Source organism: Mesorhizobium sp. M0239, from assembly GCF_040321815.1.
Taxonomy (GTDB): domain Bacteria; phylum Pseudomonadota; class Alphaproteobacteria; order Rhizobiales; family Rhizobiaceae; genus Mesorhizobium.
Map to the genome: position 1 here is coordinate 93552 of NZ_JAMYSG010000006.1, position 21761 is coordinate 115312.

A 21761-nucleotide genomic window follows, 5' to 3' on the forward strand; every position below is an offset into this window, starting at 1 on the left:
TGCATGACTGCCGAAGCAACCACCGGGAACTGCCCTTTGCGCCAGGCGGCGGGCGGGACCACCAAAGACTGAACGGGTGAAGGAGTTTCCCCAATGGCCCAGACCGGCACCGTTAAATTCTTCAACGCGACCAAAGGCTTCGGTTTCATCACGCCCGATGGTGGCGCCAAGGATGTGTTCGTCCATATCTCCGCGATCGAAGCCTCCGGCTTGCGCACGCTCGTCGACGGCCAGAAGGTCACCTTCGACGTCGAGCCGGACCGCATGGGCAAGGGCCCCAAGGCCGTCAACCTCCGCGCAGCCTGAGCCATCGGCGCGCCGCATGTCACTCGGACGTGCGAGGGAGGCTCCATGCCTGCACCTGGCTTGGAGAGGGATCTGAATTTTGAAAGGCGCGGCGATCTTCGTCGCGCCTTTTCCTTATCGAAGGCGCGGGCCGGTGATGTCGCCCAAGCCGCCAGGTTCTGGGCAACGACGTGCATAAAAACAAAGACCCAAAGCATGCCGCAACGTGCTTTAGACGCCCGCAAAACTTTCCCTTGCCGATGACGCTAAAATAAAGGACAAATTTCCACTCGGGCATTTGCCGGCCCGAGACTGGAGTCTATGGGACAAAGGAGCTTCCCATGCCGCAGACCGGCACCGTCAAATTCTTCAACCATGCCAAGGGCTTCGGCTTCATCACGCCCGATGATGGAGCGAAGGATGTTTTCGTCCATATTTCAGCCGTGCAGGCGTCCGGTCTTCCCGGTCTCGAGGATGGCCAGAAAGTGTCGTTCGACACCGAGCCGGACAAGCGCGGCAAGGGTCCCAAGGCCGTCAACCTGTCGGTCGGCTGAGCCGGCTTCAAACCGGCGATCCCAGGCAGATCGCTCCCTTGAGAGCCTATGATTTTTGACGTCTGTTTTGAATAGACACGTAAAAATCCGTTCAGCCCCCGTTCAGCCACGGTCGCATATTAGTCTTCGGTAAAGCCGGACCGCATCCCCGAACTACACGGGCCGGCACGAAGGAGATCGACATGAACCGAATTTTCAAAACCGCCGTCCTGGCCGCTGCGGTGGTCGCTACCACGCTCACGGCCTTGCCCGCCGCCAATGCACGCGACTGGCGCCGTCATCATGGCCATCATGGCAACGGCGATGCCATTGCCGCCGGCGTGCTCGGCCTCGCGGCCGGCGCGCTGATCGGTGGTGCATTGGCCAATGACCGGCCGCCGCCCGGCGCTGACCGCTACTACGATGACGGTTACGATCGTGACGTGGTGATACGCCCGGCCCCGGTGCGCCGCTACTATGCGGAGCCGCGGGTGGTCTACGCCGATCGTTATGCCGAGCCGTGGACGCGTGACTGGTACGAATACTGCTCGGACCGCTACCGCAGCTTCAATTCCCGTACCGGAACGTTCACCGGCAATGACGGCGAACAGCATTTCTGCACTGCCAATTAAACCAAGGGCTTCCCTGCCCCAAAACAGAAAAGCGCTGACCGCAAGGCCAGCGCTTTTTTGTTGTGGTCCCTACAATGTCAACGGTCGCTTGAGGCTGATGAAAACAGCTACGGTTCCGAGCCTGGTTCAAGTCAAAAAAGGGTTGGTCCGCCTCTCCTCGCCAAAACGTCCGCCGGGACCGTGGCCACAGATGAAGCCGATGTCGTCGCCGAGCGGCAGGAGCTTGTCCTTGATCGAAGCGATCAGCGCCGCGTGGTCGCCGCCCGGCAGGTCGGTGCGGCCGACCGAGCCGCGGAACAGCACGTCGCCGACATGGGCGAACTTGGCCGCGCGGTTGTAATAAACAACGTGACCTGGTGCATGGCCGGGGCAGTGCAGCACCTCGAACACATGGCCGCCGAACGACACGGTCTCGCCTTCGGCCAGGAACCGGTCGGGCACGCAGTTACGCGCTCCGGCGATGCCGTAGCGCTTGCCCTGGTTTTCCAGATTGTCGAGCAGCGACTTGTCGGCCTCATGCGGACCGATGATCTCGACGCCGAGCGCCTCCTTCAACTCCATTGCGCCGCCGGCATGGTCGATGTGGCCATGCGTTATCCAGATAGCCCCGGCTGAGATCGCATTGTCCTTCAGCACCGCCAGCACCTTGTCGATATCGCCGCCAGGATCGACGACGACGCCATGCTTGTCATCCATGTCGAACAGGATGGTGCAATTCTGCTGGAACGGTGTGACCGGCACGATGCCGGCATTGAGCTGACCCATGATCGTCCTTTCGATGTTCACGGGTGATGTAGAGGCGCGGACAAAGGGCGTCCACCCTCGAAAGACGAACATCGGTAGCTCCGAAAACGGAAATGGGCGGCCGAAGCCACCCATTTGAAAAGACCGAAACGGCCTGCCTACTTCTTCATGGCGCCCATGACCGCGCCGAGAATGGCGGTCAGGATCGCGCCGCCGCCGGCGCCGCCGACGATGTTCTGCAGGTTCAGCGCGCTGCCGAGACCGCTCGTTGCTGCTGCCGCAGCCGCCGGATCGACCGCACCGCCACCCAGCAGGCTGCCGAGGATCGCCGCACCGCCGACGCCGCCAATGGCTCCGCCCAGGATTTTGGGAAGCTGACCCATCGCCGCCGTCTTGAGCGCCGCACCGACCGCCTGACCACCGATGACGCCAGTAATCATCTGTATGATGATCGGAAGAAGCGTGTTCATGTCCATATGATTAGTCCCTCCATAGCTGTCAGCCTCCCGGGCCGACACCATCATGAGACGCCGAATTGGACGAAAGTCAAATGCAGAAACGCTGAAATAAAAGGGGCGGCCCGAAAACCGCCCCTACTTCCTAAAAAAGCTGTGACTTTCGTTATTCTGCGGCGATCGCGTGCTTGGGCTGAACGGCCGCAGAATAGTCATTCATAAGATTCTTGGCTATTTCGCCGACCTCGAATCGGTAAGGCCCGATCTCGGAAACCGGCGTCACTTCCGCTGCCGTCCCGGTCAGGAAGCACTGCTCGAAGCTTTCCAGCTCTTCCGGCAGGATGGCGCGTTCAATCACCTCCAAGGCGCGATCCTTGGCCAGCCCAATGACCGTGCGGCGGGTGATGCCGTCGAGGAAGCAGTCGGGCTTGGGTGTGTGAATCTTGCCCTCCTTGACGAAGAAGATGTTGGCTCCGGTCGCTTCGGCGACCTGGCCACGCCAGTCGAGCATCATGGCGTCGGCATAGCCTTTGGCCTCGGCGGCGTGCTTGGACATGGTGCAGATCATGTAGAGGCCGGCGGCCTTCGACTTGGAAGGCGCGGTGCGCGGGTCGGGCCGGCGCCATTCCGCCACATCGAGACGGATGCCTTTCAGCTTCTGCGCAGGATCGAAATAGCTCGGCCATTGCCAGATGGCGATGGCGCAGTTGATGCGGTTGTTCTGCGCCGAGACGCCCATCTGCTCACTGCCGCGCCAGGCAATCGGCCGGACATAGGCGTCCTGGAAACCCTGCTTCTTGAGAAGCGTGGAAGAGGCGTCGTTGAGCTCGGCCACCGAATAGGGGATATTGAAACCGAGCAGGCGTGCCGATTCATGCAGGCGCTCGGTGTGTTCGTTGAGCTTGAAGATCTCGCCGCCATAGGCACGCTCTCCCTCGAAAACGGCGCTGGCGTAATGCAGCCCGTGCGTCAGCACATGGATCTTGGCGTCACCCCATTGGACGAATTCGCCGTTCATCCAGATGAAGCCATCGAGTTGATCGAAGGGAACGGATGCCATGGTAACCTCCCACGGGCGGCAGCCCGGATAGTTGTATCGTTGTGTGTTTCGTGTCGGCCGCCCAAAGCGGCTTTTATGGTGGAGCGTAGGCGGATAATTGCGCTCTGGCAAACTTAGGAAATTCCGGAAAAACCGGCTTCCCTTGCCTTTTCGTTCGCAATCCGCCCAAAAGCTTGTCAAAAATTACCATTGCAGGGAAATTACGTCAATAGTACTGACATAATCTCTCTTTCCCACGGAGAAATAATGACGGATCGAAGCCCAGCCGCCGGAAAACCGATCAGGACCGCGATGTCGGTCGAGGACGGCATCGACTTCGCCATCATCGAACTGCTCTTCTTTGCCTATCGCGACTTCACCTCCGATCCGGACCAGATCCTGGCCGACTACGGCTTCGGCCGTGCCCATCACCGGGTGCTGCATTTCGTCAACCGCAGGCCTGGCCTGACGGTCGCCGAACTGCTCGACGTGCTGAAGATCACCAAGCAGAGCCTGGCCCGCGTGCTCAAGCAATTGATCGACACCGACCATGTCGTGCAGTTGCAAGGTCCGCGCGACCGCCGCCAGCGCGAGCTTTACCCGACGGCCAAGGGCCGTGCGCTGGCGTTGGCGCTGGCGCGGCCACAGTCGCGCCGCATCCATGCTGCATTGGGAGATTCCGGAATAGCCGAACGAACCTTGGTGGAACGGTTCCTCGAAGCGATGGTCAATCCGGAACTGAGGGCGCAGATCGACGTTGGGTCCGCAAAAATGTCAGGGAAAAGCCATGGAGAGCACTGAACGGGTCGATCACGCGGCCGCACCGGACGACGACGCGCCACACCTGCTTGTGGTCGACGACGACACCCGAATCCGCAATCTTCTCAAGCAGTATCTGACCGAAAACGGCTTTCGCGTCACCGTCGCCGGCAATGCCGGCGAAGCCAGGCGCAAGCTTGCCGGCCTCGACTTCGACCTTCTGGTGCTGGACGTCATGATGCCGGGTGAGACGGGCGTCGACCTGACCAAGTCGCTGCGGGCCGAAAAGAACGTACCGATCCTGATGCTGACGGCCCTGTCGGAGACCGACAGCCGCATCTCAGGGCTTGAGGCCGGCGCCGACGACTACCTGCCGAAGCCGTTCGATCCGCGCGAGCTGATCCTGCGCATCAACAACATCCTTCGCCGTGGTGGCCCGGCGACCACGCCCAAGGTCGAGCAGTTGGTCTTCGGCCCCTACACCTTCCAGATCGCCCGGCGCGAATTGAAGCGTGGCGGCGAGGCGCTGAAGCTGACCGACCGCGAACAGGAGATCCTGGCGATCTTCGCGGCAAGGGCCGGCGAGACGATACCCCGCCACGAGCTTGTCGGTGACGATTCGGAGGTCGGCGAGCGCACCATCGACGTCCAGATCAACCGGCTGCGCCGCAAGATCGAGCGCGATCCGTCCAACCCGGTCTGGCTGCAGACCGTGCGCGGTATTGGGTATCGGCTCAGCGTGGAATAGAATGCCGCCTGCGGCCTGCTGAGCGGCTGCGGGCAAGCGAAATGAGCGAATGGCAACCACGGAACTGGAACAGCCGGGCAATGGCGGCTTGAGCGCACGCGCCGCGCGGACGCTGAAGGCGGTGCCGCGCGCCTGGAACCGCTTCTGGCGCCTCGTCTCGCTCTATATGCCCAAGCGGCTCTATGCCCGCTCGCTGATCATCGTCATCGCGCCGATGATCCTGCTGCAATCGGTCGTCGCCTTCGTCTTCATGGAACGTCATTGGGCAACCGTGACGCAGCGCCTGTCGCAGGCCACCGTGCGCGACATTGCCGCCATCATCGACCTGATCGAGACCTATCCGCGCGATGCCGACTACACCAACATCATCCGCATCGCCCAGGACCGCATGCAGTTGAAGGTCGACCTCTTGCCGCCCGACCCGCTGCCCGCGCCCGGCCCAAAACCGTTTTTCTCGATTTTGGATGATGTTCTCTCGTCGGAGATCACCCGCCAGATCAACCGCCCGTTCTGGATCGACACGGTCGGCAACTCCAACATCGTCGAGGTGCGCGTGCAGCTCGAGGGCAAGGTGCTGCGCGTCTTCGTACGCCGCAGCCAGGCCTATGCCTCCAACACCCACATCTTCCTGATCTGGATGGTCGGCACCTCGCTGGTGCTCCTGATGATCGCCATTCCCTTCCTGCGCAACCAGATCCGGCCGATCCTGATGCTCGCCGAAGCCGCCGAAAGCTTCGGCAAGGGCCGGCCGATGCCGCGCGACTTCCGGCCGCGCGGCGCCGAGGAGGTTCGCCGCGCCGGCTTTGCCTTCATGCAGATGCGCGAGCGCATCGAGCGCCAGATCGAGCAACGCACCGCCATGCTGACCGGCGTCAGCCATGACCTGCGAACCATCCTCACCCGCTTCAAGCTGCAGTTGGCGCTTTCCGGCGGCAAGGCCGAGACCAAGGCCGCGCTCGACCAGGACATCGACGACATGCAGTCGATGCTCGAAGGCTATCTCGCCTTTGCCCGTGGCGAGGCTTCGGAAGACGCCGGACGGTTCGATCTCGAGGCCTATTTCGAGAAGCTCGACGAGGAGGCCAGGCTGCGCAAGCGCAAGCTGTCGACGACGCTTGCCGGAGACCCCGATGTGCATGTGCGGCCGAACGCCTTTGCCCGGCTGATGTCCAACGTGATCGGCAACGCCTTCCGCTATGCCAAGACGGTGGAAGTCAACGCCACCCATGGCCGCGGCTCGCTGCTGGTCACCATCGACGACGATGGTCCGGGCATCCCCGCTGACCGGCGCGAAGATGTGTTCAAACCCTTCGTGCGGCTCGACGAGGCCCGCAACCTCGATGCCAGCGGCACCGGGCTCGGCCTGTCGATCGCCCGCGACATCGCCCGTTCCCATGGCGGCGACATCACCCTTGAAGACAGCCCGCTCGGCGGACTGCGCGCTGTCATCAAGGTTCCCGCATAACGGGGCACGATTCCGAAAAGTGGAAACCGGCTTCATCCGCCCGTCATGAAACCATGATCAAGAGCGTGCATGAAGCGCGCGACCTCAATTGATTCGGCCTTGCCGCCTCACTTCGACCCCGTGCCCGTCCGGGTGCGCTGGAGCGAAGCGAGAGCAGCGGGCTGGTCGCCGTTCCGGCATCGTCTCAAGGCAACCGTCGACCTTTCCTGCAAAGGGCCGCCATGCGCATATTGATGGTCACCGATGCCTGGCGGCCGCAGGTTAACGGCGTTGTCCACACGCTGGAGCGGCTCACCGAGACGCTGAAATCCTTCGATGTCGCCGTGGATTTCCTGACGCCGAACATCTTTCGCACCCTGCCCTTGCCGACCTATCCCGACATCAGGCTGGCGCTGACCACGCCCGGCCATGTCGCGCGCCTGATCGACGCCGGCAGAGCCGACCACATCCACATCGTCACCGAAGGACCGCTCGGCATCATGGCGCGGCGCTATTGCCGCAATGCCGGCAGGCCGTTCACCACCAGCTATCACACGCGCTTCCCCGAATATCTCAGCGCACGGCTGCCGGTGCCGGAGAACTGGGCCTATCGCTGGCTGCGCGATTTCCACAATTCCGGCCAAGGCACGCTGGTCGCCACCCAGTCGCTCGCAGACGACCTCTCAGCGCGCGGCTTCACCAAGCTGCGGCCGTGGACGCGCGGCGTCGACACCGACCATTTCCGGCCCGACAAGAAGAAGGATCCCGGCTTCCCCGGCCCTGTCTTCCTCTGCGTCGGCCGCGTCGCCATCGAAAAGAACCTCTCCGCCTTTCTCGACCTCGACCTGCCGGGCAGCAAGGTGATCGTCGGCGAAGGCCCCGAGCTTGCCAGGCTCAAGGCAAAATATCCGCAAGCGCATTTCCTTGGCCATCGCCCCAACGACGAACTGGCCGAGATCTATGCCTCGGCCGATGTCTTCGTCTTCCCGAGCCGCACCGACACGTTCGGCAACGTCATCATCGAGGCATTGGCCAGCGGCACGCCGGTTGCCGCCTATCCGGTGACCGGGCCGATCGACATCGTCGGCGACGGCTTTGGCGGCGCGGTCTCCAACGATCTGCGCGAGGCCTCGCTTGCCGCGCTCAATGTAGACCGTGCCGAAGCCCGCGAACGTGCCATGCGCTATAGCTGGAAAGCCTGTGCGGAGATGTTTCTCGATACGGTCGAGGAAGCACTGGGCACAACGCGCAAGCTGGCGGCCTGACCAAAGGCTGGCGGCACCGTACTGTTCGACATCAGCAACACGGAGGAAGCGCGAAGGAACGCGACGGTCGTTCCTCTAGCCTAAAACAACCGCCCGCCATCCGGCACCTTGCGCTCAATCGCGCCGAGCACCACAGCGCCCTCTTCGTCGGGAAAGCCGAGCGTCAGCACTTCCGACATGAATGGACCGATCTGGCGCGGCGGGAAATTGACCACCGCGAACACCTGCCGGCCGATCAGCGTCTCCGGTGTATAATATTTGGTGATCTGCGCCGACGATTTCTTGATGCCGATGCCTGGGCCGAAATCGATCTTCAGCTTGAATGCGGGTTTGCGCGCCTCGGGAAACGGTTCGGCCTCGACGATCGTGCCGGCGCGGATGTCGACACGATCGAAATCGGCAAAACTGATCTCGGGCTTGCGCTCGCTGTTCGAACTCATCTTGGTTCTTGTCTGCCTTACGGGGACTCAGGCGTTGCCGTAGGTCTCGAACAGCACGCCGGCCAGGGCGTCCTTGGCCGAGGTTCCCGACCAGACGACGAACTGGAACGCCTGGAAATAGCATTCGCAGGCTTCCAGCGCCGACGACAGCAGCACTTCGACCTGCTGGCTCGACGGCTCGACCCCGCCGGCCAGCAGCAGCGACTGGCGGAACATAATCGCGCCCTCCTGCTCCCAAAGGTCGAAATGGCCAAACAGCATCTGCTCGTTGATCAACGACAAGAGCCGCATCACTTCCAGCGCGCGGGTCTCCGGCACCTTGATGTCGAAGGCACAGGCCAGGTGCAGCGCTTCGAAATCCTCCATCCACGAAAAGGAGACGTGATAGTCGGTCCAGCTTCCGGCAACCGAGATCGAAATCTCGTCGTCGCCTGCCCGCTCAAAGGACCAGTCGTTGTTGTGGGCCACCTGCTCGATAACATCCACCGGATGGATTTCGCGGGAGAATTCGAGTTCGAGAAGTTCCATGGAATGCTTCCTGTCGTTCTGTACGAGCGCCGCCACACGCTCCGCGGGAGGGCACACACAACGAACAATCTTGTCTAGAACTCGGACGGCCAGGACTTTCCTGCGCAAAAGACTACTTCTCGACGCAAAGACCCCAGACCGGACCCCACCGCCCGGTCGCATGACCCTGCTCCGAATCATGCAACAAATTCAGTCTATTGATCGGGAGTCGCGTGAACAGCCCAATTTTTCGCACTGCGTCATTCGCATGTGGAAAGCCGCTGTCACAAAGATTCATGCAATGCCGTTAAGCGATTCACGGCAAAGCGCTTTTCAGGATCGGGCTATGTGGAAAAGTTTAACGATTATTTTTTTGTGCGGGGCTTGGCCGCCGCCGCCGGTGCGGCGTCACCGGCCAGTTCCGCAAGCTTCGCCTCGAGCACCTCGATACGGGCGGCAAGGCGGGTGTTTTCTTCCCGGGCCTTGGCGGCCATCTCGCGCGCGGCCTCGAACTCTTCGCGCTGCACCACGTCCATGGTGTTGAGGATGCGTTCGGCCTGGCCTTTGAAGGCGGTCTCCACCTCCCGGCGCACGCCCTGGGCAGCGCCGGCGGCATCGGTCATCAGCTTGGCGAATTCATCGAGAATGCGGTTCGGTCCGGTCGACATGGCAAATCCTCGCTTGCTCGAAATGAGGTAATGGCGCCGCGCGTCGAATGCAAGCATGTTGCGCCGCGCTGCGGCATCAAGTCGAGGGCGCCCACCTTGCCTTGACCCTGCCAAAACCCTGCCGCATGGTCCGCGCGCAAACGCGTTTCGCAATGAGAGTTCCCCGTTGAACGAATATTTCCTGCTGCCGCTGGCCTCCCTACCCTTCCCCAACATCAACCCGATCCTCATCCAGATCGGGCCGCTGGCGGTGCATTGGTATGGCGTCGGCTATATCGTCGGCATCCTGTTCGCCTGGTGGTATGCCAAGCGGCTCGCCTCTAATGCCAAGCTATGGCCGAACGGCGTCCTGCTGATGAAGCCGGAGGATCTCGACGACTTCATCGTCTGGGCGGCCATCGGCGTCGTGCTGGGCGGCCGCACCGGCTATGTGCTGTTCTATGATCTGCCGCGCTACATCGCCCACCCGCTCGACATCTTGGCGGTCTGGCAAGGCGGTATGTCGTTCCATGGCGGCCTGCTTGGCGTCATCCTCGCCATGACGCTGTTTTCCATCAAGCGCGGCATCCGCACATGGTCGCTGTTTGACGTCGTGGCCGCCGGCGTGCCGGTCGGCCTTGGCTTGGTGCGCGTCGCCAATTTCATCAATTCCGAGCTGTGGGGCCGGCCAACCGACGTGCCCTGGGCTTTCGAGTTTCCCAATGGCGGGCCGTTTGCCCGTCACCCGAGCCAGCTCTACGAGGCGCTTCTCGAAGGCGTGGTGCTGTTCCTCGTGCTGCGCATCCTCACCCATTCGCGCCTCAAGCTGAAGACGCCGCGCTTCGTCGGCGGCGCCTTCATCTGCGGCTACGGCCTGTCGCGCATTTTCGTCGAGTTCTTCCGCGAGCCCGACCAGCAGCTCGGCTACCTCCTCGGCACCAACTGGCTGACCATGGGCATGATCCTGTCGACGCCGATGGTGCTGGCCGGTATCTGGGCGATGCTGACCGCCAGGCCGGTGGCGCAGCCGCAGCCGGCATGACACGGCTGAAAACCCGCATCGTCGACCTGATCGAGGCATTGGGGCCACTTCCGATCAACGAATACATGGCGCTGTGCCTGTTCGACCCGGCGGACGGCTACTACACGACGCGCGAGCCTTTTGGTGCGGGCGGCGACTTCATCACCGCGCCGGAAATCAGCCAGATGTTCGGCGAACTGGTCGCCGTGTGGATGTACCAGGCGTGGCAGGCGAGCGGCCGGCCGCTGCCGGCCACCATCGCCGAGATCGGCCCCGGCCGCGGCACGCTGATGAAGGACATGTTGCGTACGCTGTCGCGGCTCGATCCTGATCTGGCCAGCGGCGCCACCTTCGCCATGATCGAGACCAGCCCGCGCCTGACCGAGGTGCAGAAGCAGACGCTTGGCGCCACACCCTTCGCGGTTGGCTGGCATGAAACCATCGAGACCTTGCCGCAGCAACCGCTGTTCATCGTCGGCAACGAACTGTTCGACGCCGTGCCCATCCGCCAGTTCGTCCGAGCCGGCACCGGCTGGCGCGAGCGCATGGTCGGCCTCGACGAGACCAACGACCTTTGCTTCTTCGCCGGCGCCGGTTCGGTCGACCCGACGCTGCTGCCCGCCGATGCCACTCAAGCGCCGCAAGGTGCGATTGCCGAAGTGGCGCCTGCCCGCACCGCGCTCATGGCAACGATCGCCGAGCGCATATCCAGGCATGGCGGCGTTGGCCTGTTTCTCGACTACGGCCATTTCCAGCCGGGTGTCGGGGACACGCTTCAGGCCTTGCGCAGCCACGATCACGAAGATGTGCTGGCCAATCCCGGTGAGGCCGACCTCACCTCCCATGTCGATTTCGCCGCCCTTGCCGCGATCGTGCGTGCACATGGCCTCGAAGCCCATCTGACGACACAGGGCGACTTCCTCCTCGGCATGGGTATCCTCGAGCGCGCCGGCCGGCTTGGCGCCGATGCCGGCCAGGCGGCGCGCGAAAGGATCGCCGGGGACGTCGAGCGCCTCGCAGGGCCGCAAGCCATGGGCGAGCTGTTCAAGGTGCTTGCGGTGCTACCCCGCGGCGTGGAGGTTCGGCCTTTCGCCGGGGCGGATTGACTTTTTACCGCCACCCCTCCCAATCTCCCGTCCGCGCTTTGCAGCGCCTGTTCTCGACCAAGCACCTTCTTCTTGACGAAACCGCCCACACGGACAACAACGCCCGCATGCTGAATCAGACCAAACCGGATCCCGTTCGGTCGCCGCTGCTGGACAAGGCGCGGGCACAAGGCATCCGCCACGGCTATTTCACCCGCGTCGGCGGTGTCTCCGGCGGCATCTACCAGGGCCTCAACATCGGCACCGGATCGAATGACGACCCGATGCTTGTGGCGCAGAACCGCGGCCGCGTCGCGGCATGGATGGGCGTGCCGGCGAGCCATCTGTTGACCGCCTGGCAGGTCCATTCGCCCGACGTCATCATCGCCAGGGAGCCCTTTGCCGGCGAGCGGCCCAAGGCAGACGCCATCGTCACCGACCGGCCGGGCATCGCCATCGGCGCTTCTACCGCCGATTGCGGTCCCGTGCTGTTCGCCGATGCGCAGGCGCGCATCATCGGCGCCGCGCACGCCGGCTGGAAAGGCGCGTTCACCGGCGTGCTCGAAAACACCATCCTGGCGATGGAAAGCCTCGGCGCCCGGCGCCAAAACATCGTCGCCGTGCTAGGCCCCTCCATCGGCCCGAAAAACTACGAGGTCGGCCCGGAATTCGTCGCCCGCTTTGTCGAAGTCGCCGCCGAAAACATCCTCTATTTCGCGCCGTCCGCCAATGCCGGCCATGCGATGTTCGATCTCAACCGCTACACGGTTGACCGGTTGGCCAAGGCCGGCGTGACGGCTGAGGGCCTTGACCGCTGCACTTACGCCGAGGAAGGCCTGTTCTACTCCTACCGGCGCACCACGCATCGCAAGGAGCCCGATTACGGCCGGCAGGTTTCGGCAATTGTCTTGGAGAGGGAATAATGGCGCTGCATTTTGAACGATCTGAATTTGACGCGCGGCGCGACCGGCTGATCATCGAGATGGCCGAAAAGAAGCTCGACGCCATCCTGCTGTTCGCGCAGGAAAGCATGTACTGGCTGACCGGCTACGACACGTTCGGCTTCTGCTTCTTCCAGTGCCTGGTAGTGAAGGCCGACGGTTCGATGGTGCTTCTGACCCGCTCGGCCGACCTGCGCCAGGCGCGTCAGACCTCGATTATCGACAATATCGTCTTGTGGACGGACCGCAACGGCGCCAATCCGGCGGTCGACCTGCGCAATCTGCTCAACGAACTCGACCTGCTCGGCGCCCGCATCGGTGTCGAATACGACACCCATGGCCTGACCGCGTTCAATGGCCGACGGCTCGACGAACAGTTGCAGACCTTCGGCCAGATCGCCGATGCGTCCGGCATTGTCGGCCGTCTGCGCCTGTTCAAGAGCCCGGCCGAGGTCGCCAAGGCCGAGAAGGCCGCCAATCTTTCCGATGATGCGCTCGACGCGGCGCTGCCGCTGATCAAGCAGGGCGGCGACGAAGCCCTGATCCTGGCCGCCATGCAGGGTGCGATCTTTGCCGGCGGCGGCGACTATCCGGCCAACGAATTCATCATCGGCTCCGGCGTCGATGCGCTGCTGTGCCGCTACAAGGCCGGCCGCCGCAAGCTCACCAAAAATGACCAGCTGACGCTCGAATGGGCCGGCGTCTTCAACCACTACCATGCGCCGATGATGCGCACGGTGCTGACCGGCAAGGTGTCGAAGCGCCATCAGGAACTGTTCGACGCCGCCCGCGCAGCACTCCTGGCTGTCGAGAAGGCGATGATGCCGGGCAACAGCTTCGGCGACGTCTTCGATGCTCATGCCCGCACCATGGAGGCGCACGGCCTGACCAAGCACCGGCTGAACGCCTGCGGCTATTCAGTCGGCGCCCGCTTCACCCCGTCCTGGATGGACATGCCGATGTTCTACCAGGGCAATCCCGAACCGATCGCGCCCAACATGACGCTGTTCGCCCATATGATCATCATGGACTCCGATACCGAGACGGCGATGACGCTTGGCCGCACCTACCTGACCACCGAATCCCAGCCCAAGCCGCTGTCCCGCCATGATCTCGACTTGATCGTACAGTGAATCCACAATGGGAGGCGTTCTTCGCCAAGGAGTTAGAAGGCAAATGAGACGATCGCATGTGACGACCGTGTCATTGCTTGTGGCATTGGCTCTTGCCGCCTGCACCAACGCAAAGGACGTGCTCGAACCGTCGGCGATCACGCCGCCGGCGACGTCGACCCAGACGCTGCCCGCAACGTCAGGCAGCACGGTTCCGGCCGGGCCCGCCACCAGCACGGCGGGCGCTTTCGCAACCACCGCCGCACCGGTCACATCAGCCCAAAGCGCTGCCATCCTGTCGAAGACCCGCCTGCAGATCGCGCCGATCGTCGGCGCTTCGGTAGAAGCCGCGACACCTCTGACGGCGGAGTTGCAGACCCGCGCCAGGCAGCGCGGTATCACGCTCGCCGGCAGCGCCGACCAGACCGTGACACATGTGCTGAAGGGCTATTTCTCGACGATGTCGGAAGGCGCCGACACCACCGTCATCTATGTCTGGGATGTCTATGACCCCGCCGGCAACCGGCTGCACCGCATCAATGGTCAGCAGAAGGCCCCGTCGGTCAATTCCGGCGCCAGCGTGGGCGGCGACAGCTGGAAGGGGGTCTCGCCGGCCACCATGCAGACGATCGCCGACCAGACCATCGACCAATTCGCGGCCTGGCTCGGCGGCAAGGCCGGCTAGAGGCATCGGACCCAAAAGTGGAGACAGTTTTGGGAAAATCCGATGCCCAACGAGAAGAAGGAGCAGCGCAAGTCCGCTGCTCCCTGTGGCAGCCCGGCGATGGCGCGGAGCTTTCTTGAGTTTAGCCGGCGGATTCCCGATCTCGGCGCTTGCAATACCGGCGCGGGCCGCTAAAAGCCCGGTTAAAGGGCGCAAGCGAGTCCGTCAGGTCTCATCATCCTCCACCAGGAACCGTGCATGAAACTCTTCGCGGGCAATTCCAACAGGGTGCTGGCCGAAGCGGTCGCCCGGTACCTCAACGTCCCGCTGGGCAAAGCCACGGTCAGGCGCTTCGCCGACCAGGAAATCTTCGTCGAAATCCAGGAAAACGTGCGCGGCGAGGATGTCTTCATCCTGCAATCGACCTCGTTCCCAACCAACGATCATTTGATGGAATTGCTCATCATGATCGATGCCTTCATGCGTTCCTCGGCCAAGCGCATCACGGCGGTCATCCCCTATTTCGGCTACGCCAGGCAGGACCGCCGCGCCTCCGGCCGCACGCCGATCTCGGCCAAGCTGGTCGCCAACATGATCACCCGCGCCGGTGTCGACCGCGTTCTGACGCTTGACCTGCATGCCGGCCAGATCCAGGGCTTCTTCGACATTCCGACCGACAATCTGTTTTCCGTGCCGGTGATGGCCCGCGACGTGAAGGCCAAATACAAGCAGCTCGGCAACGTCGTGGTGGTCTCGCCCGACATTGGCGGCGTGGTCCGCGCCCGTGCGCTGGCCAAGCGCTTCGATGCGCAACTGGCCATCGTCGACAAGCGCCGCGAGCGTCCCGGCGAATCGGAAGTCATGAACATCATCGGCGCGGTCGCCGGCAAGGATTGCCTGCTTATCGACGACATCGTCGATTCCGGCGGCACGCTGTGCAACGCCGCCGATGCGCTGCTGGCCAACGGCGCCACCAGCGTCACCGCCTATATCACGCACGGCGTGCTGTCGGGCGGCGCGGTTGCCCGCATCAGCGGTTCGAAGCTCCAGGAACTGGTGATCACCGATTCCATCCAGCCGACGCAGGGCGTGCTCGATGCTCCCAACATCCGCGTCATCTCGATCGCCGACCTGATGGGCGAAGCCATTTCGCGCACCGCGACCGAAGAATCGGTGTCGAGCCTGTTCGACTAGAGCAATTCCAGGAAAAGTGTGAAGCGGTTTTCCGTCTAGAACTGCGACAAAGAGTTAGAGCAGATCGCCGTTTCCGTGAAACGGTGAGATGCTTCTAGAACAGCACCTGCCGTTACGGCGCAGAGCTTTCCAACCGAACCGGCCCGATCAGGCGACGAGCGACCTCGACGCTCTCTCGTGCGCCGCGCATATAGCCGCGCGGCGAGGTCCCCAGCATGCGCTTGAACATGGTGATGAAGGCCGGCACGCTGTCATAGCCGAGATCGAGCGCCACCCTGGTGATCGGCTCGCCGTCCGCCAGCCTGGGCAGCGCCGCGAACAGGCAGGCCTGCTGGCGCCATGTTGACAGCGACAGGCCGGTCTGGCGCTGGAAGGCGCGCGTGAACGAACGCCGGCTCATGCCGGCTGCATCGGCCCACTCGTCGATCGTCGCGTGCGGCGACGGTGCCGCGACGAAGCACCGGCACAGCGCCGACAGCCTTGGATCGGACGGGAATGGCAGCCCGAGAGGCCGTTCCGGCAAGGTCGGGATTTCGTGCAGCAAAAGGTTCATGATCAGCCCACCGCGTCCTTCCAGAACGCCGCCTTGCGGCAGCTTTTCCGATTCCACGATCAGGCTGTGCATCAGGTCGGTGACGCCGACGACGCGCAAGCCTTCAGGCAGCCCGGGGATCGCCTGAGGCATGACATAAACCGAACGCATCGAGACATCGCCCAGCATCTCGACGGAATGCTCGGTGCCGGCTGGAATCCACATCGCGTGGTCGGGCGGCACCATCCAGCGCCCGTACCGCGTCGTCACCAGCACCACGCCGACAAGCGCATGCAAGAGCTGGCTGCGGCTGTGGCGGTGCTGCGGCACGCGGTAGCCGTCCGGATATTCGGTCGGCAGTGCCACCGCCGGCCCGGCCACTTGCTCAAGCCATTGCCAACGGCTCTCGTGCAACTGGCCGAGATTGACATTGCCGACGTGAAAGACTTCTTTGCCGTGCGGCATCCGATATGGCCCACTTGCGAAACTATTGGACCAAACCACGAAAGAAGTCGTGTCGCAAGCGGCTTATAAGGCACCGTCCCCAGGCGCCCCACAGGAGCGTCCGACAAGGCGGCCGCAGGAGCGTCCGTCAACTGCCTGCGGGTGTGCCCGCCAAAAAGACCACGGAGCCTACCTTGACCGATACGACAGCCGCCAGCGTCGCCCCACCGGCGACCACCAGTCACGCTTCAGCCCAGGCGACGGCCTTCACCGTCATCCTGGCGGTGAGCTTCTGCCATTGCATCAACGATATCATGCAGTCGCTGCTGTCGGCCATTTACCCGCTCCTGAAAGAGAATTATGGCCTCGATTTCTGGCAGATCGGCTTGTTGACCTTCACCTTTCAGGTGACGGCATCGCTGCTGCAGCCTGTGATCGGCATGATCACCGACAAGCGGCCGATGCCCTATTCGCTGCCCTACGGCATGGCGGCATCGCTGATCGGCCTGATCGTGCTCGCCTATGCCGGGCATTATTCGCTGCTGCTGATCGGCGCCTCGCTGATCGGCATCGGCTCGGCGATCTTCCATCCGGAATCCTCGCGCATCGCCCGCTTCGCCTCCGGCGGCCGCTTCGGCTTGGCGCAGTCGCTGTTCCAGGTTGGCGGCAATTTCGGCCAGTCCATGGGGCCGCTGCTGGCGGCCTTCATCGTCGTGCCGTTCGGCCAGACCAGCATTTCCTGGTTCGCCGTCGGCTCGCTGATCGGCATCATCGTTTTGTGGCAGGTCGGCGGCTGGTACAGCCGGCTGCGTGCCGCGCAGGGCACCCGCAAGGCGGCGAGCTTCGTTTCGCCTTTCCCGCGCCGCAAGGTGACGAATGCATTGATCGTGCTGACATTGCTGGTGCTGAGCAAGAATGCCTACATCGCCAGCCTCGCCAGCTACTACACCTTCTATTCCATGCATAAGTTCGGCGTTTCGGTGCAGATGTCGCAGGTCATGCTGTTCCTGTTCCTCGGTGCCTCGGCGCTGGGCATCCTGCTCGGCGGCCCGTTCGGCGACCGCTATGGGCAAAAGGCGATGATCTGGTTCTCCATCGTCGGCGTGCTGCCTTTCACGCTCGCCCTGCCCTACGCCAATCTGGAATGGACAATGGTGCTGACGGTGCTGATCGGCCTGATCCTGTCCTCGGCCTTCTCGAACATCGTCGTCTTTGCGCAGGAGCTCGTGCCGGGCCGCGTCGGCATGATCGCCGGCATCTTCTTCGGCTTCGCCTTCGGCATGGGCGGCATCGCGGCGGCCGTGCTCGGTATCGTCGCCGATATGAAGGGCATCGATTTCGTCTTCCAGATCTGCTCGTATTTGCCGTTTCTTGGATTGCTCACCGTGTTCCTGCCGAACATGAAGGAAGCGCGCAAGGCGCAGGCGGCCGCCTAGATCAGGCGGATCTGAACCCACAAACTGCACCCGCCTGAGGGCGGGTGCTTTGTAGTCTCTTCGGAAGCGCCTTACGCCTTGAAGAAGGCCAGCAGGTCGGCGTTGATGACGTCCGCATGGGTCGTGGCCATGCCGTGCGGGAAGCCCTTGTAGACCTTGAGTTCGCCCTTCTTGAGCAGCTTGATCGTCAGCAGCGCCGAGTCGGCGATGGGAACGATCTGGTCGTCGTCGCCGTGCATGACCAGCACAGGCACGTCGATCGCCTTCAGATCCTCGGTGAAGTCGGTTTCCGAGAAGGCCTTGATGCAATCATAATGCGCCTTGGTGCCGCCCATCATGCCCTGGCGCCACCAATTGTCGATGACGCCCTGCGATACCTCCGCACCCGGACGATTGAAGCCGTAGAACGGACCTGATGGAATGTCGCGGAAGAACTGGGCGCGATTGGCTGCCTGGGCGGAGCGGAAGCCATCGAAAACCTCGATCGGCAAGCCGTCGGGATTGGCCGCGGTCTTGAGCATGATTGGCGGTACCGCGCCGATCAGCACTGCCTTGGCGACACGGCCGCCGGCGCCATATTGAGCGACATAACGTGCCACTTCGCCGCCGCCGGTCGAATGGCCGACATGAATGGCGTTCTTGAGACCCAGATGGGCGGCAAGTTCCGCCACATCGGCGGCATAGGTATCCATCTCGTTGCCGATATCCGTCTGGGTCGAGCGGCCGTGACCTCGGCGATCATAGGCAATGACACGGTAGCCCTGTGACAGGAAGAACAGCATCTGGGCGTCCCAATCGTCGCTGCTCAACGGCCAGCCGTGATGAAAGACGACAGGCTGCCCGGTCCCCCAGTCCTTGTAGTAAATCTGCGTTCCGTCCTTGGTGGTGATCGTGCCGCTACCGGAGCTGGGCTTGGTTTGCGAGGTCATCTCAATCTCCTTCTGGTTATTTCCGCGATAAACAATATCGCGATAACGATATAGCTAACGGAGCCCAAAACCCTTGTCTACAAAAATATGTATCGCGATATCATTTTTCGTGGTATCGAATTGATGCCCATATTGGCAAAAGGAATGCGCCGTGCCTCTCCCGTTGGACAATCAGCTCTGTTTCACGCTCTATGCCACCAGCATGGCGATCAACCGCACCTACAAGCCGATGCTGGACGAGATGGGCATCACCTATCCGCAGTACCTGGTGCTGAACGCACTTGGAGAGGCCTATGGGATGTCGGTCGGCACCATCGCCAACCGGTTGGCTTTGGAATCGAGCACCGTCACGCCGCTGGTGAAGCGAATGGAGCAAGCCGGGCTGGTGACCCGCCAGCGCAGCCAGACCGACGAACGCCAGGTGCAGGTCGACCTGACATCAGCCGGGCGCGCGCTGCTGGTCCAGTGCAACTGTCTGAACGAGACCTTGGTCGAACGCTCGGGCATGACGCTGGCCGAGCTCGATGCCTTGAACCGGCAGATCCAGGCGCTACGCGCCGCGTTGATCGGCGACCGGTAGCCGGCCCGGCCTTCTCGACGGTCGGACCTCACCCGCCGGCCTCTGCCCGCGAGATGCATCCTCGAAGACATTCGCGGATCGAACGCGACGACTGCGTCAGGGCGCGTCGCCCAGATAGATGCGGTGGAGATCGTCACGCGCTGCAAGGTCGGCCGCCGGCCCTTCGAGCGCCACGCGGCCGGTGTCAAGAACATAGCCGCGCTGTGCGTAGGCAAGCGAGAGAGCCGCATTCTGCTCCGCCAGCAGAAAGGCCGTCCCTTTCTCCCGGTTAAGGCGCGCGATGATCGCGAAGATTTCCTGAACGATGCGCGGTGCGAGCCCCATGGAGGGCTCGTCGAGCAGGACGAGCCTTGGTTGCGTCAACAACGCCCGGCCGATGGCCAGCATCTGCTGTTCGCCGCCGGACGCAAGCCCGGCATGCGTGCGCCGCTTGTCGCGCAGGCGTGGAAACCAGCCGTAGACGTCGTCGAGCTGACGCTGCAGCTCCTTGCGGCTTGGCCGGTGCAGAAATGCGCCGGTCAAGAGGTTCTCCTCGACCGTCAGATGCGAGAAGACATGGCGCCCTTCCATGACGTGGACGATGCCCCGCGTTGCCAGTCTGTTGGCCGCAAGCCCGAGAATATCCTCACCGTCGAGGCGAATATGCCCCCGGCCCACCTTGGCCCGATCGGCGCTGGCCAGGCCCGAAATCGCCTTGAGCACAGTACTCTTGCCGGCACCGTTCGCTCCAAGCAAAGCAACGATTTCGCCGTTGCCGATCGTCAGCGACACATCGGCGACGGCCAGAATGGCGCCCCCATAGACGACTTCGATGCCCGACACTTCGAGAAGGGTGTCCTGATCAGCCGCCGGGGCGACGGGCTTCGATGTCGTGGTCATGGCGTTTCTCCTTATCGTGGGAAACCGTCAAAGCGGCCGCCGCGTCCTGTCAGTTGCTGCCGATATCGCGGGGCGTAATTCCATGCTCCTTGGCATAGGCCTCGGATTTCGCGTCGATCAACGGACGCAGCGTTGTGCGATCGGCCTGCACCCAGTCGCTGACGAGAGACCATTTGGACCCGTTCCATTGCTGCACGCGCACCGCGCCGCCGCCCTCATGGTCCGCGGGCGTCAGTTGGAGGTTCTGCACCAGGCCTCGGAAACCTGCCCTTTCAAGGGCTGCGTCATCAAGCTTCAGGTGCTCCAGCGCCCACTGGCCTTCTTCTCCGGTGATCGGGCGGTTGCCGAACTTGGCCTGGGCCTGCCGAACGATCTCCACAGAGAGCAGGGCGCCGACGAGACCTGAATTGTAATAGACGCTGCCGAAGGCCTTGGTATCGCGCAGGTCGGACTTGCCGGCGTCGATGATGTCCTTCTTCAAACGCTCGTGGATCTTGAAGTCGGCGCCGGCCGGATAAGGCGTCAGCGCCAGATATCCCTTCGCCGCTTCGCCGGCCGGGATCACGTCTTCCTCGGACGAAGCCCAGACATCGCCGATGATGTGGTCGGCGGGAAAGCCGAAACGCACCGCGGTCTTGATGGCTACCGGCGTCGAAACCCCCCAGGTTCTCAGGAACACCCAGTCCGGCTTTGCTTCGCGGACCTGCCGCCACTGCGAGGATTGTTCGCTGCCCGGATCGGCAACGGGAATCTGGATATTCTCGAAACCGTATTTCTTTGCCAGAAGGGCGAGCGGATCAAGCGTCTCGCGGCCATAGGCGCTGTCATGGTAGACGGTGGCGATCTTCTTTCCCTTGAGCTTGTCGAAGCCGCCTTCGCGCTCGGCAACATAGTTCACGACCGCCGACGCCTCGCTGTAGAAGGTCACCATGACCGGAAAGATATAGGGGAACACACGCCCGTCGGTGGCCTCGGTGCGACCGTAGGCAAGTGTTACCAGCGGTATCTTGTCCGTGGCCGCGCGGTCGGAAAGCGCATAGGCGGCCGGCGCGCCGTTCGGGAAATAGGCGGCGACCGGAGCGCCGTTCAACCCGTGCTTGAAGCGCTCATAGCATTCGATGCCCTTTTCGGCCGTCCATTCGGTCTCGCATTCCTGCCAGACAATCTTGACGCCGTTTATGCCGCCTTCGACTTCGTTGATATAGCGGTAATAATCGATCTGCCCGGCCCAGATGGAAGCGCCCGACGCCGCATAGGGGCCGACGCGATAGCTGGCGATCGGGAAAAACTGTTGTCGCTGTCGGGACCCGGCTGGGTTTCAACGGCCTTGGCTGCACTGGCAAGCAGCAGCAACGAAGTGGCAGCCGCCAGGGCAGCGCGCAAGAGCTTTTGGTGCATGGCGAGCTTTTGGTGCATGGTGAACTCCTGTTTCAGGCAAGGAGGGGC

General features: G+C 62.8%; 26 protein-coding genes. 16 read left to right on the forward strand and 10 right to left on the reverse strand.

Annotation, left to right across the window (positions count from 1 at the left end; translation table 11 throughout):
- The first annotated feature begins 93 nt into the window (after positions 1–93).
- The 3 genes from NKI99_RS07720 to NKI99_RS07730 all read left to right on the forward strand — a co-directional run bounded on the left by NKI99_RS07720 (position 94) and on the right by NKI99_RS07730 (position 1450).
- Positions 94–306: a cold-shock protein gene (locus NKI99_RS07720; protein WP_006202520.1), complete on the forward strand. Its 213-nt coding sequence runs from the start codon at positions 94–96 to the stop codon at positions 304–306.
- A 320-nt stretch (positions 307–626) separates the two neighbouring features.
- On the forward strand, positions 627–839 hold the full coding sequence (locus NKI99_RS07725) for a cold-shock protein (protein WP_013530020.1): 213 nt from the start codon (positions 627–629) through the stop codon (positions 837–839).
- 182 nt (positions 840–1021) lie between these two features.
- Complete coding sequence (locus NKI99_RS07730; RefSeq protein ID WP_023809802.1) at positions 1022–1450, forward strand: BA14K family protein; 429 nt, start codon at positions 1022–1024, stop codon at positions 1448–1450.
- A gap of 126 nt (positions 1451–1576) precedes the next feature.
- Here the strand turns inward: NKI99_RS07730 and NKI99_RS07735 are convergent, their stop codons facing one another.
- The 3 genes from NKI99_RS07735 to NKI99_RS07745 form a co-directional block, all read right to left on the reverse strand.
- Positions 1577–2215 carry an MBL fold metallo-hydrolase gene (locus tag NKI99_RS07735; RefSeq protein WP_024505622.1) on the reverse strand — a complete coding sequence of 213 codons (639 nt, stop codon included), beginning with the start codon at positions 2213–2215 and terminating at the stop codon, positions 1577–1579.
- Between the two features lie 137 nt (positions 2216–2352).
- Positions 2353–2670, reverse strand: a complete 318-nt coding sequence (locus tag NKI99_RS07740) for a hypothetical protein (protein WP_352610474.1) — start codon at positions 2668–2670, stop codon at positions 2353–2355.
- A 145-nt stretch (positions 2671–2815) separates the two neighbouring features.
- Positions 2816–3709, reverse strand: coding sequence for a branched-chain amino acid aminotransferase (locus tag NKI99_RS07745; RefSeq protein WP_023809805.1), 894 nt, complete (start codon positions 3707–3709; stop codon positions 2816–2818).
- 246 nt (positions 3710–3955) lie between these two features.
- On the opposite strand from NKI99_RS07745, the gene NKI99_RS07750 reads away from it, so the two are divergent.
- The 4 genes from NKI99_RS07750 to NKI99_RS07765 all read left to right on the forward strand — a co-directional run bounded on the left by NKI99_RS07750 (position 3956) and on the right by NKI99_RS07765 (position 7904).
- Positions 3956–4489 carry a MarR family winged helix-turn-helix transcriptional regulator gene (locus NKI99_RS07750; protein ID WP_023809806.1) on the forward strand — a complete coding sequence of 178 codons (534 nt, stop codon included), beginning with the start codon at positions 3956–3958 and terminating at the stop codon, positions 4487–4489.
- A complete protein-coding gene (locus tag NKI99_RS07755) occupies positions 4476–5195 on the forward strand; it encodes a response regulator (protein ID WP_013530014.1) in 720 nt (239 codons plus the stop codon). Before NKI99_RS07750 ends, NKI99_RS07755 begins: the two co-directional genes overlap by 14 nt.
- 49 nt (positions 5196–5244) lie before the next feature.
- Positions 5245–6660: an ATP-binding protein gene (locus NKI99_RS07760; protein WP_023809807.1), complete on the forward strand. Its 1416-nt coding sequence runs from the start codon at positions 5245–5247 to the stop codon at positions 6658–6660.
- Positions 6661–6881: 221 nt separating this feature from the next.
- On the forward strand, positions 6882–7904 hold the full coding sequence (locus tag NKI99_RS07765) for a glycosyltransferase family 4 protein (RefSeq protein WP_352610475.1): 1023 nt from the start codon (positions 6882–6884) through the stop codon (positions 7902–7904).
- 80 nt (positions 7905–7984) lie between these two features.
- Here the strand turns inward: NKI99_RS07765 and NKI99_RS07770 are convergent, their stop codons facing one another.
- From NKI99_RS07770 to NKI99_RS07780, 3 genes are all read right to left on the reverse strand, one after another.
- On the reverse strand, positions 7985–8344 hold the full coding sequence (locus tag NKI99_RS07770) for a tRNA-binding protein (RefSeq protein WP_023809809.1): 360 nt from the start codon (positions 8342–8344) through the stop codon (positions 7985–7987).
- Positions 8345–8371: 27 nt separating this feature from the next.
- Positions 8372–8872 (reverse strand): type III secretion system chaperone family protein, encoded by a 501-nt coding sequence (locus NKI99_RS07775; protein ID WP_013893499.1) that lies wholly within the window; start codon positions 8870–8872, stop codon positions 8372–8374.
- 344 nt (positions 8873–9216) lie between these two features.
- On the reverse strand, positions 9217–9519 hold the full coding sequence (locus NKI99_RS07780) for an accessory factor UbiK family protein (protein WP_023809810.1): 303 nt from the start codon (positions 9517–9519) through the stop codon (positions 9217–9219).
- 166 nt (positions 9520–9685) lie between these two features.
- On the opposite strand from NKI99_RS07780, the gene lgt reads away from it, so the two are divergent.
- The 7 genes from lgt (at position 9686) to NKI99_RS07815 (ending at position 15515) form a co-directional block, all read left to right on the forward strand.
- A complete protein-coding gene (lgt, locus tag NKI99_RS07785; protein WP_352610476.1) occupies positions 9686–10540 on the forward strand; it encodes a prolipoprotein diacylglyceryl transferase in 855 nt (284 codons plus the stop codon).
- Positions 10537–11625, forward strand: a complete 1089-nt coding sequence (locus NKI99_RS07790; protein ID WP_128303768.1) for a class I SAM-dependent methyltransferase — start codon at positions 10537–10539, stop codon at positions 11623–11625. Before lgt ends, NKI99_RS07790 begins: the two co-directional genes overlap by 4 nt.
- 107 nt (positions 11626–11732) lie before the next feature.
- A complete protein-coding gene (gene pgeF, locus NKI99_RS07795) occupies positions 11733–12527 on the forward strand; it encodes a peptidoglycan editing factor PgeF (protein WP_128303767.1) in 795 nt (264 codons plus the stop codon).
- Positions 12527–13678 (forward strand): M24 family metallopeptidase, encoded by a 1152-nt coding sequence (locus NKI99_RS07800; protein ID WP_128303766.1) that lies wholly within the window; start codon positions 12527–12529, stop codon positions 13676–13678. Before pgeF ends, NKI99_RS07800 begins: the two co-directional genes overlap by 1 nt.
- A gap of 43 nt (positions 13679–13721) precedes the next feature.
- Complete coding sequence (locus NKI99_RS07805) at positions 13722–14342, forward strand: hypothetical protein (protein ID WP_352610477.1); 621 nt, start codon at positions 13722–13724, stop codon at positions 14340–14342.
- 42 nt (positions 14343–14384) lie between these two features.
- The gene (locus NKI99_RS07810; protein ID WP_281040476.1) at positions 14385–14516 is read left to right on the forward strand and encodes a hypothetical protein; all 132 of its coding nucleotides are present in this window, start codon (positions 14385–14387) and stop codon (positions 14514–14516) included.
- Between the two features lie 63 nt (positions 14517–14579).
- The gene (locus NKI99_RS07815; protein ID WP_013530002.1) at positions 14580–15515 is read left to right on the forward strand and encodes a ribose-phosphate pyrophosphokinase; all 936 of its coding nucleotides are present in this window, start codon (positions 14580–14582) and stop codon (positions 15513–15515) included.
- Positions 15516–15627: 112 nt separating this feature from the next.
- Here NKI99_RS07815 and NKI99_RS07820 read toward each other — a convergent pair whose 3' ends face one another.
- Entirely contained in the window at positions 15628–16512 is an 885-nt protein-coding gene (locus tag NKI99_RS07820; RefSeq protein WP_352610479.1) for an AraC family transcriptional regulator, read from the reverse strand.
- A gap of 173 nt (positions 16513–16685) precedes the next feature.
- Here NKI99_RS07820 and NKI99_RS07825 point away from each other — a divergent pair, with 173 nt between their 5' ends.
- Positions 16686–17927 (forward strand): MFS transporter, encoded by a 1242-nt coding sequence (locus NKI99_RS07825; protein ID WP_352610480.1) that lies wholly within the window; start codon positions 16686–16688, stop codon positions 17925–17927.
- Positions 17928–17998: 71 nt separating this feature from the next.
- Here the strand turns inward: NKI99_RS07825 and NKI99_RS07830 are convergent, their stop codons facing one another.
- Positions 17999–18856 (reverse strand): alpha/beta fold hydrolase, encoded by an 858-nt coding sequence (locus NKI99_RS07830; RefSeq protein WP_352610481.1) that lies wholly within the window; start codon positions 18854–18856, stop codon positions 17999–18001.
- A 151-nt stretch (positions 18857–19007) separates the two neighbouring features.
- Between NKI99_RS07830 and NKI99_RS07835 the strand changes: the two genes are divergently transcribed.
- Complete coding sequence (locus tag NKI99_RS07835; RefSeq protein WP_352610482.1) at positions 19008–19436, forward strand: MarR family winged helix-turn-helix transcriptional regulator; 429 nt, start codon at positions 19008–19010, stop codon at positions 19434–19436.
- Between the two features lie 96 nt (positions 19437–19532).
- Here the strand turns inward: NKI99_RS07835 and NKI99_RS07840 are convergent, their stop codons facing one another.
- Together NKI99_RS07840 and NKI99_RS07845 are read right to left on the reverse strand one after the other, a co-directional pair.
- Positions 19533–20315: an ABC transporter ATP-binding protein gene (locus NKI99_RS07840; protein WP_352610483.1), complete on the reverse strand. Its 783-nt coding sequence runs from the start codon at positions 20313–20315 to the stop codon at positions 19533–19535.
- A gap of 49 nt (positions 20316–20364) precedes the next feature.
- Positions 20365–21594 carry an ABC transporter substrate-binding protein gene (locus NKI99_RS07845; RefSeq protein WP_352610541.1) on the reverse strand — a complete coding sequence of 410 codons (1230 nt, stop codon included), beginning with the start codon at positions 21592–21594 and terminating at the stop codon, positions 20365–20367.
- Positions 21595–21761: the final 167 nt, after the last annotated feature.

Coding starts and splice junctions, on each gene's coding strand:
- NKI99_RS07720 (WP_006202520.1), top strand. CDS start 94: ATGGCCCAGACCGGCACCGTTAAATTCTTCAACGCGACCAAAGGCTTC.
- NKI99_RS07725 (WP_013530020.1), top strand. CDS start 627: ATGCCGCAGACCGGCACCGTCAAATTCTTCAACCATGCCAAGGGCTTC.
- NKI99_RS07730 (WP_023809802.1), top strand. CDS start 1,022: ATGAACCGAATTTTCAAAACCGCCGTCCTGGCCGCTGCGGTGGTCGCT.
- NKI99_RS07735 (WP_024505622.1), bottom strand. CDS start 2,215: ATGGGTCAGCTCAATGCCGGCATCGTGCCGGTCACACCGTTCCAGCAG.
- NKI99_RS07740 (WP_352610474.1), bottom strand. CDS start 2,670: ATGGACATGAACACGCTTCTTCCGATCATCATACAGATGATTACTGGC.
- NKI99_RS07745 (WP_023809805.1), bottom strand. CDS start 3,709: ATGGCATCCGTTCCCTTCGATCAACTCGATGGCTTCATCTGGATGAAC.
- NKI99_RS07750 (WP_023809806.1), top strand. CDS start 3,956: ATGACGGATCGAAGCCCAGCCGCCGGAAAACCGATCAGGACCGCGATG.
- NKI99_RS07755 (WP_013530014.1), top strand. CDS start 4,476: ATGGAGAGCACTGAACGGGTCGATCACGCGGCCGCACCGGACGACGAC.
- NKI99_RS07760 (WP_023809807.1), top strand. CDS start 5,245: ATGGCAACCACGGAACTGGAACAGCCGGGCAATGGCGGCTTGAGCGCA.
- NKI99_RS07765 (WP_352610475.1), top strand. CDS start 6,882: ATGCGCATATTGATGGTCACCGATGCCTGGCGGCCGCAGGTTAACGGC.
- NKI99_RS07770 (WP_023809809.1), bottom strand. CDS start 8,344: ATGAGTTCGAACAGCGAGCGCAAGCCCGAGATCAGTTTTGCCGATTTC.
- NKI99_RS07775 (WP_013893499.1), bottom strand. CDS start 8,872: ATGGAACTTCTCGAACTCGAATTCTCCCGCGAAATCCATCCGGTGGAT.
- NKI99_RS07780 (WP_023809810.1), bottom strand. CDS start 9,519: ATGTCGACCGGACCGAACCGCATTCTCGATGAATTCGCCAAGCTGATG.
- NKI99_RS07790 (WP_128303768.1), top strand. CDS start 10,537: ATGACACGGCTGAAAACCCGCATCGTCGACCTGATCGAGGCATTGGGG.
- pgeF (WP_128303767.1), top strand. CDS start 11,733: ATGCTGAATCAGACCAAACCGGATCCCGTTCGGTCGCCGCTGCTGGAC.
- NKI99_RS07800 (WP_128303766.1), top strand. CDS start 12,527: ATGGCGCTGCATTTTGAACGATCTGAATTTGACGCGCGGCGCGACCGG.
- NKI99_RS07805 (WP_352610477.1), top strand. CDS start 13,722: ATGAGACGATCGCATGTGACGACCGTGTCATTGCTTGTGGCATTGGCT.
- NKI99_RS07810 (WP_281040476.1), top strand. CDS start 14,385: ATGCCCAACGAGAAGAAGGAGCAGCGCAAGTCCGCTGCTCCCTGTGGC.
- NKI99_RS07815 (WP_013530002.1), top strand. CDS start 14,580: ATGAAACTCTTCGCGGGCAATTCCAACAGGGTGCTGGCCGAAGCGGTC.
- NKI99_RS07820 (WP_352610479.1), bottom strand. CDS start 16,512: ATGCCGCACGGCAAAGAAGTCTTTCACGTCGGCAATGTCAATCTCGGC.
- NKI99_RS07830 (WP_352610481.1), bottom strand. CDS start 18,856: ATGACCTCGCAAACCAAGCCCAGCTCCGGTAGCGGCACGATCACCACC.
- NKI99_RS07840 (WP_352610483.1), bottom strand. CDS start 20,315: ATGACCACGACATCGAAGCCCGTCGCCCCGGCGGCTGATCAGGACACC.